The 13,111-nt window shown below is 44.3% G+C and carries 11 protein-coding genes and 1 tRNA gene; 7 read left to right on the top strand and 5 right to left on the bottom strand.

Annotation, left to right across the window (positions count from 1 at the left end):
* Positions 1–536: 536 nt before the first annotated feature.
* The 5 genes from leuB to CLV25_RS13885 all read right to left on the bottom strand — a co-directional run bounded on the left by leuB (position 537) and on the right by CLV25_RS13885 (position 6,415).
* The gene (gene leuB, locus CLV25_RS13905; protein WP_131840270.1) at positions 537–1,595 is read right to left on the bottom strand and encodes a 3-isopropylmalate dehydrogenase; all 1,059 of its coding nucleotides are present in this window, start codon (positions 1,593–1,595) and stop codon (positions 537–539) included.
* The gene (leuD, locus tag CLV25_RS13900; RefSeq protein WP_131840269.1) at positions 1,595–2,182 is read right to left on the bottom strand and encodes a 3-isopropylmalate dehydratase small subunit; all 588 of its coding nucleotides are present in this window, start codon (positions 2,180–2,182) and stop codon (positions 1,595–1,597) included. The genes leuB and leuD overlap by 1 nt, the downstream gene beginning before the upstream one ends.
* 129 nt (positions 2,183–2,311) lie before the next feature.
* The gene (leuC, locus tag CLV25_RS13895) at positions 2,312–3,712 is read right to left on the bottom strand and encodes a 3-isopropylmalate dehydratase large subunit (RefSeq protein WP_131840268.1); all 1,401 of its coding nucleotides are present in this window, start codon (positions 3,710–3,712) and stop codon (positions 2,312–2,314) included.
* 329 nt (positions 3,713–4,041) lie between these two features.
* Positions 4,042–5,538 (bottom strand): 2-isopropylmalate synthase, encoded by a 1,497-nt coding sequence (locus tag CLV25_RS13890; RefSeq protein ID WP_131840267.1) that lies wholly within the window; start codon positions 5,536–5,538, stop codon positions 4,042–4,044.
* Between the two features lie 448 nt (positions 5,539–5,986).
* Positions 5,987–6,415: a hypothetical protein gene (locus CLV25_RS13885; RefSeq protein WP_131840266.1), complete on the bottom strand. Its 429-nt coding sequence runs from the start codon at positions 6,413–6,415 to the stop codon at positions 5,987–5,989.
* 166 nt (positions 6,416–6,581) lie between these two features.
* Here CLV25_RS13885 and CLV25_RS13880 point away from each other — a divergent pair.
* The 7 genes from CLV25_RS13880 to CLV25_RS13850 all read left to right on the top strand — a co-directional run bounded on the left by CLV25_RS13880 (position 6,582) and on the right by CLV25_RS13850 (position 13,097).
* Positions 6,582–6,655 (top strand) — tRNA-Arg (locus tag CLV25_RS13880).
* 215 nt (positions 6,656–6,870) lie between these two features.
* Positions 6,871–8,298, top strand: coding sequence for a sodium:proton antiporter NhaD (nhaD, locus tag CLV25_RS13875; protein WP_131840265.1), 1,428 nt, complete (start codon positions 6,871–6,873; stop codon positions 8,296–8,298).
* A 125-nt stretch (positions 8,299–8,423) separates the two neighbouring features.
* Positions 8,424–9,599 (top strand): proline dehydrogenase family protein, encoded by a 1,176-nt coding sequence (locus tag CLV25_RS13870; protein WP_207895685.1) that lies wholly within the window; start codon positions 8,424–8,426, stop codon positions 9,597–9,599.
* On the top strand, positions 9,593–10,084 hold the full coding sequence (locus CLV25_RS13865; RefSeq protein ID WP_131840263.1) for a hypothetical protein: 492 nt from the start codon (positions 9,593–9,595) through the stop codon (positions 10,082–10,084). The genes CLV25_RS13870 and CLV25_RS13865 overlap by 7 nt, the downstream gene beginning before the upstream one ends.
* A gap of 13 nt (positions 10,085–10,097) precedes the next feature.
* On the top strand, positions 10,098–11,234 hold the full coding sequence (dprA, locus tag CLV25_RS13860; RefSeq protein WP_243649638.1) for a DNA-processing protein DprA: 1,137 nt from the start codon (positions 10,098–10,100) through the stop codon (positions 11,232–11,234).
* A 60-nt stretch (positions 11,235–11,294) separates the two neighbouring features.
* Positions 11,295–12,062: a TatD family hydrolase gene (locus CLV25_RS13855; protein WP_131840262.1), complete on the top strand. Its 768-nt coding sequence runs from the start codon at positions 11,295–11,297 to the stop codon at positions 12,060–12,062.
* A gap of 3 nt (positions 12,063–12,065) precedes the next feature.
* Complete coding sequence (locus tag CLV25_RS13850; protein WP_131840261.1) at positions 12,066–13,097, top strand: asparaginase; 1,032 nt, start codon at positions 12,066–12,068, stop codon at positions 13,095–13,097.
* The last annotated feature ends 14 nt before the right edge of the window (positions 13,098–13,111 follow it).

The raw sequence follows: 13,111 nt of genomic DNA, 5'->3' as shown, positions 1-13,111 counted from the left end.
TTGCTATTCTCACGTCTTCTTTTCTGATTAATGGTCGCAAACTTACCGAATCATGGTAAATTTCACTGGCCATTCCTGTGCTGCAAACATACGAGGATAAATGATCAATTTAATTTTTTCTATGGGCCAGAGTTTCAGGGATTCTACAACTATGAAAAAGCGGATGAGATAACATCTTATAACGTTATTCAAAGTACAAAGACTACTACTTATGGGATAGGGCTTGGGTTTATCTTAGGCTTTTCGTATAGCATTACTTCCAATGTATCATTATCGGCAGAAATTGTTCCAAATTTTACCTATCTAAAAAGTAAGAATGATGATATAACCGTTAATTCATATAACTTTGAATTAAGCAACCAGCAGGCAGGTATTACAATTAGCTACAAATTTTAGATTGAAATCTGCTGATACGATAGAATCTGATAAAAGAAGAGCCGTTGCACCTGCAACGGCTCTTCTTTTATCTATCTAACAGTATGGCTCAAATTCCGCAGCACCAAATCGTGCTACGTGTGTCGTGCTACTTGATACTACTAAATCACCTCCGCAATTCTGCGTCCCACCTCGGTGGTCGAATGGGGGTTGATGGAGTTTAGGTCTGCGGTGAGGAATCCCTCGGCAACCACCTTGTCCACCGCAACACGGATGGCCTTCCCTGCAACGGTTTCGCCCAAGTCCTCGAGCATCATGGCTGCCGAAAGGATGGTGGCAATGGGGTTGGCAATTCCCTTGCCCTTTGCCTGGGGGAAGCTGCCGTGTATTGGCTCGTAGAGCGACACCTTCGAGCCCTTCGATGCCGATGGCAGCATGCCCAGCGAGCCGGTAATAACGCTGGCCTCGTCGGTAAGGATATCGCCAAACATATTCTCGGTGAGCACCACGTCGAAGTAGGTGGGCTGCAGGATCAGCTTCATGGCGGCGTTGTCCACAAACATGTAGTCGACCACTACCTGAGGGTAATCCTTCTCCATTGCCTGCACGGTTTCCCTCCACAGGCGCGAGGTGGCTAGCACGTTGGCCTTATCCACCACGGTTAGCTTCTTTCGGCGCGTCATGGCGTACTCGAAGGCCATTTTGGCCACGCGGGTAATCTCCTCCTTGGTGTACACGCAGGTGTCGAAGGCGGTTTGCCCGTTCTCGCTACGGCCGCGAGGCTCGCCAAAGTAGATTCCACCGGTTAGCTCGCGGATAACCACAAAGTCTGCCCCTTTGGTGATGCTTTCCTTAAGCGGCGATAGGTTTAAAAGGCTGTCGTAGGCCGCAACAGGACGGATGTTGGCGTATAGGCCGAGCGTTTTGCGCATGGCAAGCAGTCCCTGCTCGGGTCGAACCTTTGCCGATGGGTCGTTATCGAACTTCGGATCGCCAATAGCGCCGAAGAGGATGGCGTCAGCCTGCTCGCATATCCTTTGAGTCTCGGCAGGGAAGGGCGATCCAACCGTATCGATGGCAATACCGCCAATAAGGCCCTCGCTGTAGTCGAACTCGATGTTAAACTTGCGGCCAACGGTTTCTAAAACTCTTACGGCCTCGTCTACAATCTCGGGACCAATCCCGTCGCCCTTTAGGACGGCTATCTTATATGTGTTCATTACTTTTTGCTTTGTTCGTATGCTTCAATCTTATCTTTCATGCTCACCAGGTAGTCCACATCGTCGTACCCGTTCATCAGGCACTCCTTTTTATAGGCTCCAATGGCAAACGATTCCTTCTCATCGCCTAGGCTAATGGTTTGGTTGGGCAGATCAATCGCTATTTGGGTTGATGGATCGCTCTCGATGGCCGTAAAGAGCCTTTCGAGGAACGCCTCGCTCACCTGCACGGGCAGCAAGCCGTTGTTGAGGGCGTTACTCTTAAAGATATCGGCAAACATGCTCGATACCACGGCCTCGAAGCCGTAATCCTTGACGGCCCAGGCGGCATGTTCGCGGCTAGAACCGCAGCCGAAGTTCTTTCCAGCTACCAGAATCTTTCCCGAGTACTTCGGACTGTTTAGCGGAAACGACTCTACGATACTATTTTGCTTGTCGTAGCGCCAATCCCTAAAGAGGTTCTCGCCGAAGCCCTCGCGCGTGGTGGCCTTAAGGAATCGCGCGGGGATTATCTGGTCGGTATCTACGTTGTCCACTCTCAGCGGCACTGCAGACGATTGTATGATGGTTACTTTTTTGTTTGGCATGGTTCTATGTTCTTTTACGTTGGTTTGGTATCACGTATCAAGTATCACGAATCACGAATTTCTAAAATTTCATATCGCACATCTCATTTCTCATATCTTGATACTTGATACGTGCGTCGTGATACGCGCTTAAAGAAACGTCCTCGGATCGGTAATTACCCCCGTAACCGCTGCGGCAGCGGCAGCATACGGTCCGGCAAGGATGGTTCGCGCTCCGGGACCCTGTCGTCCTTCGAAGTTACGGTTCGATGTCGATATGCAAAGTTCTCCTTCAGGGATCTTGTCCTCGTTCATCGCCAAGCACGCCGAGCAGCCGGGTTGACGAAGGGCGATGCCTGCTTCGGCAAAGATTTGGGTTAGTCCTTCTGCCTCGCACTGCTTCTCTACCTGCTTCGATCCGGGAACAAACCAGGCGGTGACGCCACTGGCAACCTTTCGTCCCTTTACAATCTCGGCGGCCATCCTAAAGTCCTCGATGCGGCCATTCGTACAGCTTCCGATGAATACGTAGGAAACGGGTTTGCCCAGCAGCAGTTCGCCTTCGGATAGCTGCATGTAGGCAAGCGCCTTTTTAAGGGTAGCTTTGTCGCTTTCGTCGGTAAAATCCTTTTCCGAGGGGATGCTTTCCGAGATACCAATGCCCATGCCGGGATTCGTTCCATAGGTAAGCATCGGCTCGATGTCGGCAGCATCGAAGGTGAACTCGGCATCGAACGTTGCATCGGTATCGCTGTACAGCGTACGCCAGTAGGCTACGGTCTTATCCCAATCATCACCTTTTGGGGCAAACGCGCGACCTTTAACGTAGGCGATGGTGGTTTCGTCGGGGGCAATCAGTCCGCCACGGGCACCCATTTCTATGCTCATGTTGCAAACCGTCATTCTTCCCTCCATGCTTAGCGAGCGAAAGGCCTCGCCTGCGTATTCAACAAAGTAGCCTGTGCCACCTTTTGCCGTTAGCTTACCTATTGTATATAGTATAAGGTCTTTTGCGGTAACGCCCTTCTTCAGCTGCCCATTTACGGTGATGCGCATCTGTCGAGGCTTTACCTGAGGTAGCGACTGCGATGCCAAAACCATCTCCACCTCCGATGTGCCAATACCGAAGGCTATTGAACCGAAGGCGCCATGTGTCGCGGTGTGGCTATCGCCGCACACGTAGGTTCCACCGGGTTGGGTAACGCCCAGCTCTGGCCCTATGATGTGAACGATGCCCTGGTACTGGTGCCCAAGTCCGTAAAGATCCAAACCAAACTCTTTGCAGTTCTGCACCAGCTGCGCTATCTGCTTGCGCGATTGTTCCTCCTTAATTGGAAGATGCTGGTTGATGGTTGGAACATTGTGGTCGGCAGTTGCCACCGTTTTTAAAGGACGAAATACCCCAATGCCACGGCTGCGAAGCCCATCGAAGGCCTGTGGAGAGGTTACCTCGTGGATGTAGTGGCGGTCGATGTAGAGAATATCGGCTCCGTCTCCTGTGCTATGCACCACGTGTGCATCCCATATCTTATCGAAAAGTGTTTTTCCCATTACTAAAGAAAAATAGGGTTATAAAAATTAAGGTGGTTAAGTAAAGCGTCCCGTTAATTCAATTCTATCTAGCTGTAGCTATTGACTAGTTGGAATTGAATCTTAACAGAAAAGTACAAGTCACAATCAGTGCGATTCCCCTCCTTTTCAAGGAGGGGTGTCCGAAGGACAGGGTGGTTGCGAATCGGAATTCCAAGTCCTTGTGCTTTTTCTTAATGCTATAAACCACCCCCGGCTATGCCGACCCCTCCTTAAAAAGGAGGGGAGTAAGCCATGTTCATCCTTCCTTTTTTACATCTAGTTGCGCATGACGTTCTAGAACAATTCTATCAAACAATTTGTGAAAGAGCATCCAAGTATGCCTCTACGGTTGCCGTAATAACGTCGGTGTTGGCGCTAAAGCCATAGAAAACTTTTCCCTTGCTTTCAACCTGCACGTGCACCTTGCCCATGTCGTCGCTACCGCGTGTAATGGTGTGAATCAGCAGTTCCTCAAGGGTAGTTTTTGCAGTGATGATGGTTTTTACGGCATTTATGGCAGCGTCAATAGGGCCGTTACCCGTTTCGGTACCCTCCCAAACCTGACCTTCGTACTTTATACGGATGGTTGCAGTTGGAATAGCGCTTTTCCCGCATATAACCTGAAGTGATTCTAACTGGATCTTCCTGTCGAAACGAGCGGCTTTGCCCATTAGAGCCTCCAAGTCGTCGTTGTGAATCTCTCGCTTCTTATCGGCAAGATTTAGGAACTCTGCATAAACATCGTCTAGCTGTTTCTGGTCGAGCTTATAGCCCAAGGTGGCAAGGCGATGCTTAAGTGCTGCCCTTCCGCTTCGTGCAGTAAGCACAATCGACGATTCGCTTATGCCAACCTGCTTTGGGTTGATGATTTCGTAGGTTTCGCGGTTCTTCAAGAAGCCATCCTGATGGATGCCCGAGGAGTGGGCGAAAGCGTTACGTCCCACAATAGCTTTGTTGGCTTGCACGGGCATGCGCATAAGCGTAGAAACCAATCGGCTGGTCGGGAATATCTTTTTGGTGTTGATTGATGTTTCCAGATTAAGCCCCTTATGGCTCTTCATTACCATCACCACCTCTTCGAGCGAGGTATTGCCAGCCCGCTCGCCAATTCCGTTAATGGTGCACTCTATTTGACGGGCACCGTTTATTACTCCAGCAATTGAGTTGGCTGTTGCAAGCCCAAGGTCGTTGTGACAGTGGGTCGAGATAATGGCCTTATCGATATTCGAAACATTTTCCTTTAAGAATAGAATCTTTGATCCGTACTCCGAAGGTAAACAATAGCCGGTGGTGTCGGGAATGTTAACCACTGTTGCCCCTGCACCAATAACAGCCTCTACGATCTTAGCAAGGAACCGATTATCGGCACGTCCGGCATCTTCGGCGTAGAATTCAACATCCTCCACAAACCGTTTGGCGTACTTAACCGCGGCAACTGCCCGCTGGATTACCTCTTCGGGTGTTGCATTAAACTTGTACTTTATGTGATAGGGCGATACCCCAATTCCAGTGTGGATACGCGGATGCTTGGCGTAGCGTAGCACCTCTGCAGCCACCTCAATATCCTTCTCAACAGCACGGGTAAGCGCGCAAATGGTTGGCTCCGACACTGCCTTCGAAATCTCTACCACCGAGTTAAAGTCACCCGGCGATGATATGGGGAATCCAGCTTCGATAATATCAACGCCGAGCTTTTCTAGGGCGAGGGCAACCTCAATCTTTTCGATTGTATTCAGTTGGCAGCCGGGCACCTGCTCGCCATCGCGGAGCGTCGTGTCGAAGATGTACACCTTTTCTTTACTCATGGTATTGTGATTAAAATTGATAAACGATTGTGGAAAAAACGGGGTGCACCCAGTGGTGCGGAACTTGCTTGCCTTAGAGGAGTAGGAGGAGCAGGTTCGACAGGAGGAGTAGGAGGAGGGCTAGAAGTAGATGTGCAGCAGCATCAACCCGTAGTTCTCGGATTGCGTTGATGCTGTCGTATATGTAAACCTGATGGTTCTGCATTTAGTACTTGCTAGTTGTTCCTATCGAAATTTGAACTTTTGCAAGTCTAATTATTATTTTCGAAAATGAAGAGATGGCGAAATAAGGGGTAAAATTGCAGTTTTAGCGGTAATAGAGGCTTTATAGTTTACCGTTCTAATGAAAAGTGAGGTTTAAATTTACATTTTTAGAGAAAGGGTAGAGAAGATCTTTTGAAATAACACTGTGTTAAAATGAGCGAAAAGCGTGAGTGGTCACGCTTTTCTACTTAATTCTTTCAAATATTAGAAACCTATTAGTGCTTGGAGATGATATTTTTAGACAGTTTCCTGCAATCTCGTAATTTGTAGACCTAAGGGTGGTTGTTAGATAAGCATTAATTGTGCTACTAAAAGCGATGGGCTTTGCAGATCTACAAAAGGATGCCGATCCTGTTTCTGATTTAAGCTTATAGCTTGATTGAAATCCTTTAGATCCGGATGCGAAGTAATATCTCTCTCCTTTTAGGAACGTGATTTCAGCAGATTGTGAAGTTGGCAAAAACTGTACTTCTCCGGTAACAGTATTAATACAAGCTTTTAGCTTCCATTGGCTACCTTCTAAAAGCAATGAATCATCTTGCCTTTCTTTATCGCAGCTAACGATAAATGAGGCTATTGCTATAACAAGGGTGAGTCTTAATAATTGTGACATGGCAGTGTTTTTAATAAATTTGTATATAGTAAATATATCTTTTTTAATATAAAATTGCACACAAAGCATAAAAATTAATTTTTAAAGAAAGGAATTATTTGTGCGGAATTTGAGTTGAACTCATTTTAAAGAGAAATTATTATTGCTAAATTTGCACCACTTTGTCGACCCCGTAGTTCAGCTGAATAGAACGTCAGATTCCGGTTCTGAAGGTCGTGGGTTTGAATCCCGCCGGGGTCACTGTTAAAGCCTTACCTAATCAATTGTAGGTAAGGCTTTCTTGTTTCTTGTTAGATTCTACCGTGATCCTCCCTTTTTTATCTGTGAATTGTTTAACACTATATATAAACCTCGCTTTTTTTGATCACCCAAATCGATGTATTATTGCAAATAATTTTAAGTGCATTAATTCTTTAGGCTTGTTATATAATAGTCTTTAAAAAACGATGTAAACCATGTTCACCTTAATGTTTGTAGTGTTTGTTTTAGGTTATATTGCCATTGCCCTAGAACACCCTCTTAAGATTAATAAGGCTGCAACCGCATTGATCCTAGGTGCCCTTATGTGGACTCTTTATATGTGGGGTGCCGATTCCATTTTAGCAGGACCTGGTGCTGATGGGTTTAATGATTACCAAGCAACACATTCTAACTCTAAACTGGAGAATGCTCCAGTAACCGAAAAATACATAAGCTATATTAGCAGTTTTCAGCTTATTGAGGTTCTTGGCGAACTCTCCAGCACCATTTTCTTCCTTTTGGCGGCTATGACTATTGTCGAAATTATAGACAAGTATGGTGGTTTTAGGCTGATAACTGAGCGAATTAAAACCCAGAAGCGAGTAAAGCTACTTTGGTTTCTATCCTTGTTAACCTTCGTTCTTTCGGCTGTACTAGATAACCTTACTACGGCTATTGTTATGGTTGCCTTGCTTCGGAAGTTAATTGGGGATAAAATGGATCGTTGGTTTTTTGCGGGAATGGTAATCATTGCAGCTAACGCTGGTGGTGCATGGTCGCCCATAGGAGACGTTACAACGATTATGCTGTGGGTAAAGGGTAACATTACTACGATGAATGTAATCCTTAAGCTATTTATCCCCAGTTTGGTGTCGTTGCTAGTTCCACTGGCCATTTTGTCTTTTAGGATGAAGGGCGATGTGATCCCGCCAGCGTCATCTTCAGCAAAAGCTGAAAGTAGCGAATTGCCTGCCGTTAGCGAACCAGAGCGCCAGTTTCTATTTTTCTTTGCCCTCTTTTCCTTGATAATGGTTCCTGTGTTTAAGGCAGTAACTCACCTTCCTCCCTTTTTAGGAATGCTACTAGGCTTAGGTATGGTTTGGATGTTAACGGAATTGCTCTACAGAAAGTATAATCTAAAGGAGTCGTATCGTCTGAGGGTTACCAAGATTGTAAAGGATGTAGATATGTCTACAATTCTGTTTTTTCTTGGCATTCTTTTGGCCGTTGGTGCGTTACAAGCATCGGGAATGCTTGGGGTTGTTTCTCAGTATCTCGATGGCAAAGTACACAATATTTATGTGATAAACCTGCTAATAGGTGTGCTCTCCGCTATAGTAGATAACGTACCTTTAGTTGCTGGTGCAATTGGTATGCATGAAATTGTAACGCCGGAAGCACTTCAACAGGTTGCAGATCCTGCCTATATGTCTGCTTTTACTGTAGATGGAACGTTTTGGGAGTTGCTCGCTTACTGTGCCGGAACAGGGGGGAGCATGCTGATTATAGGTTCTGCAGCAGGTGTCGCTGTAATGGGAATCGAGAAAATCGACTTTATGTGGTATTTGAAGAATATTTCATTCTATGCAATAGTTGGTTATCTGAGTGGCTTTATTGCATTTTGGCTTATGTTTGGTTTGTAAAGATGCAGCATAATTCGGGAATGAGAGGCCATTGGTCTCTCCTTATTGTTTTGTGGAAATGATTGTTTGAATTGAAAATAGCTGTTATCTTGTGTATGTTAATTTACTGACAAACCCTGATGAGAATGCTGGACTTTACTAATACCGAAATAGCCTTTAAGATTCGATCGAATGCGGAGCTTCGTAAGGCAGAGTTGCTTTTTAGGTTTGTAAACAATCCGACGTTGGTTGGGCTGCTTGGCAAAATGGCAACCTGTGCCGTTAAGTTTTCTATTCCAATAGGATGGATGGTAAAACCGACGCTTTATGCTCAATTTGTTGGGGGAGAATCGTTGAGTGGTTGTGCTAGTACTGCCCAGAAGCTTTGGAAGCACAAGGTTAGCTCAATTCTCGACTATTCGGTAGAAGGGAAAAACGATGAGGTATCGATTAGATCCTGCTATAAGGAAATAATGAGAAGCATCGAATTTGCTGGAAAGCATCCGTACGTTGCTTTTGCGGTTTTTAAGCCTACTGGAATTGTTCGGTCTGACGTTCTTGAAAAAGCATCTAGTGGGCAAGCGTTGAGTCAACACGAAAATGAGCTATTTCAGCAATTCGTTAAAAGAGTAGACGAAATGTGCAACAAAGCATCTGAAGTAGGCGTCTCGATTCTCGTTGATGCTGAAGATTTTTGCTATCAACAAGCAATAGACGATGTCGTAGAGAGGATGATGGAACGTTATAATGGAGAAAAGGCTACTGTCTACAATACCTTTCAGATGTATAGGACCGATCGATTAGATTATCTGAAGGAACTGCATAAGCGGGCTCTTGAAAAAGACTTTGTAATAGGTGCAAAATTTGTGCGTGGAGCATACATGGAAAAAGAGCGCGAACGTGCTGCCTTGTTAGGTTATCCTTCCCCAATAAATCCTTCAAAGGATATAACTGATAAGATGTATAATGCCGCCCTAATGTTTGCCGTTGATAATATTGGTAAAATAAGCATTTTTGCAGGAACTCATAACGAAGATAGCATCAGGCTGCTTATCGAGTTGACGTATAAGCATTCTTTATCGGCAAACGATCAACGAATTTGGTTCTCTCAGCTTTATGGAATGAGCGATAACCTGTCGTTTAATCTTGCTGCAGAAGGCTTTAATGTAGTAAAGTACCTTCCCTATGGACCAGTGAAAGAGGTATTACCCTACCTTGTTCGACGTGCAAGGGAGAATACCTCCGTTGCGGGGCAAACATCTCGTGAATTGAACCTGGTAAAACAAGAAATTAGTCGCCGTAAAAATAGCAAGCAATGGTAAAAGTTAGTAATGAGAATGAGGTAGCAGCCTACCATGTAATGCGGGTATTCTTAGCCGTGATATTTGTTGCTTATATTGCTTCGATATGGGCTTTCCCTGAGTATTTTCCATGGTCGGGGAATCGGGTAGTACTGATGGTTGGGCACACATATGCAGTTATATATATTTTAGTTGCGCTTATTTTAGCAATGCGAGGGGGAATGTGGTTTCTAGAATTCATATCTAGAGATGAATTCTATGAATTTCGCTATTATGTGCTAACAACACCTTTTGGGGCAAAGCGAATGGTTAGAATACCTGTTGCGGGCTTATATGCATTTAAGATTCATAAGAGATTCTTTAATATGAAAAAAACGCTGGTTTTATATCAGGAAAAAGATGGAAAAATATTTCAGTACCCTCCAATTCCAATAGGTAGCCTATTGAAGCAAAAGCAGGAGCTTGTAGTTGAAGTGTTGAAGAAGAATGCTATAGAGTTAACCTAGTTTACCTTTTTCTATGTGCATATCTGATCCTTTACTAAAATATAAGATAGCGCTCGAGATCATTCCTCATATTGGAAGTATTACGGCCAAAAAGCTAATTGCTTATTGTGGAGGAATTGGTGAGGTTTTTAATCAGCCCAAGAAGGCTTTGCTGAAAATACCAGGTGTGGGAGAGATAATTGCACGTGAGGTGTACAACCAAAGAGTACTAGATAGAGCAGAAAGGGAAATTGAGTTTCTTAATAAGTATGGTATTACACCGTTCTATTATACTGACCCTGATTATCCCGAAAGGTTAAAACAGTGCGAAGATTCTCCAATTCTTTTGTACTATAAAGGTAGCGCGTCATTGTCTCACCAAAAAGTGCTTGCAGTGGTAGGAACTCGGAGCGCGAGTGACTATGGCAAGCGACATTGCGAGGAACTACTTAGAGGCTTGGCTCAGAAAGGTCATTCGGTGCTTGTTGTAAGCGGATTAGCACATGGAATAGATGCAGCTGCTCATCGGAATGCCATAAAGAGCGGTTTCCCTACCGTAGGAGTACTAGCGCATGGTTTAGACATGATTTATCCGTCTGCAAATCGAGAACTGGCAAAAGAGATGCTAGGTAACGGAGCCCTTGTTACCGATTTTATTACAGGAACTCAGCCTGAACGTAATAACTTTCTTAGACGCAATAGAATAATTGCAGGGCTTGCCGATGCTACAATTGTGGTTGAGTCTGCCATAAAAGGGGGAGCATTGGTTACTGCCGATATAGCCTGCTCGTATAATCGCGATGTGCTTGCATGTCCGGGTCGTACAAGCGATAAATATTCGCAGGGCTGTAATGCCCTAATTAAAATGAACAAGGCAGCTCTTGTAGAAAGTGCAGAAGATATTGAGAATGCCCTAAACTGGCAATCTGTTTCTGTAAAGGGAAATGCTTCGCAACAGCTTACCATTTTTAGAGATCTAAGTAAGGAGGAACAGAAAATTGTAGATATTCTTAGAAACGTTGAAAAAGAAAGCATCGACACCATTGCATATAGTAGCGGGTTGTCAATGCCTTCGACTTCGGCAATTCTTCTTACAATGGAGTTTGATGGTATTGTAAAAAGTTTACCAGGGAAGGCGTATGCATTATCTAAGTCATATTTCCCTCAGTAATGGTTTTTCGTACATTTGCCCGAATGTTTTTAGGCTAATGTACAATCAGAAATAGTGAGAATGAATTTTATAGATACGCATTGCCATTTATATGCTGAAGAGTTTAAAGATGACTACTCGGCCGAACTTAAAGCCGCAAAACGAGAGAACGTAGATGCGATTATTTTGCCCGCAATTGATAGCCAAAGTCATGGGAAACTGTTTGCGTTAGCCGACGAAGAATCAAGCTGCTATCCTCTCATAGGGCTTCATCCTACATCGGTAGATGATTCATACCGTGAAGAACTGACGATAGTCGAGCAATATCTTAAAAGCAAAAAGGTATACGGAATAGGAGAGGTGGGCATTGACTTATATTGGTCTACTGATTATAAGCGCCAGCAGCTAGAAGCTTTTGACTACCAGATTCAACTTGCACTTAAGCATAATCTTCCTTTGGTTATCCATTCAAGAGAAGCTTTCCCCGAAATTTTTGATGTCTTGATGGGCTATAAAGGGCAACCTATATTTGGAGTTTTTCATGCATTTACAGGCAATATCGATACATACAATACGATTAAAACGTTAGGCGAGTTTTATGTTGGAATCGGGGGAATTGTCACCTTTAAGAATTCTGGTTTGGCAAATGTGGTAAAAGAAATTCCTTTAGAACGTATTGTTTTAGAAACCGATTCTCCATATCTTGCGCCAACTCCGTATAGGGGGAAACGTAATGTGCCATCGTTCGTCCCATTAATAGCAGCAAAGTTGGCTCAAATTAAGAGTGTGACGGTTAGCGATGTAGCGGGAGCAACTACTACAAATGCTAAAAGCATCTTCAAAATTTAAGCTATGAGAGGTACTGCTATACTCGTAATTTATACGGGTGGAACAATTGGTATGAAGCGAGATCTTGAAACCGGTTCGCTGGTTCCATTTAACTTTAAGCAGATACAGGAGGAAGTTCCTGAACTTAGTAAGTTCCATTTTGCGATTAATACCATATCGTACGATCCTCCTGTTGATTCTTCTAATATTCAGCCCGAGTTTTGGAAAAGTATTGCTGAGATTATTAAGGCAAACTACAAAAAGTACGATGGTTTTGTAATCTTGCACGGAACCGATACCATGTCGTATACGGCTTCGGCGCTTAGCTTCATGATTCAAAATCTTACCAAGCCCATAATTCTTACAGGAAGCCAGCTGCCTATTGGCGAGATAAGGACCGATGGAAGGGAAAACCTGCTTTCGGCGGTTGAAGTTGCTGCTGCCTATAAAGAAGGGAAACCGCTAATTCCAGAAGTTTGCGTATTATTTAATAATCATCTTTACAGAGGTAATCGTACTTTTAAGTATAATGCACATACCTTCAATGCGTTTAGAAGTGAAAACTACCCAGCGTTGGCTGTCGCAGGAATCGACGTACAGTACCATTTGCCATACGTGCGGCAGGTAGATTTCAGCCAGAATGTGGTATTTAATACAAAATTAGATACCAATGTCGCTTCCCTAACGTTATTTCCAGGAATTAGCCAAAGCGTGGTTAACTCGGTTCTAAACATTAAGGGGATAAAAGGGGTCGTTCTGGAAACGTTTGGCTCTGGCAATGCGCCAACCTATCCTTGGTTCATTGATGAGTTAGATGCTGCTATTAAACGGGGATTGGTAGTTGTTAACGTTACTCAATGTCGAGGGGGGGCTGTAAATATGGAAAGCTACGAAACGGGTTTGTTGCTAAAAAGGATGGGCGTAATAACAGGGTTGGATATTACATTTGAAGCGGCAATCGTGAAATTGATGTTCCTATTTGGACAGAATTATACTGTAAATGAGGTAAAAACTCAATTTGAAAACTCCTTGGCTGGAGAAATGGGGCAGAACTAGGATATTTAGTTTTT

Origin of the sequence: Acetobacteroides hydrogenigenes, from assembly GCF_004340205.1 — a bacterium.
Taxonomy (GTDB): Bacteria; Bacteroidota; Bacteroidia; order Bacteroidales; family ZOR0009; genus Acetobacteroides; species Acetobacteroides hydrogenigenes.
The sequence above is the reverse complement of the archived record's forward strand: the minus strand, read 5'-3'. Positions and strand labels throughout refer to the sequence as shown.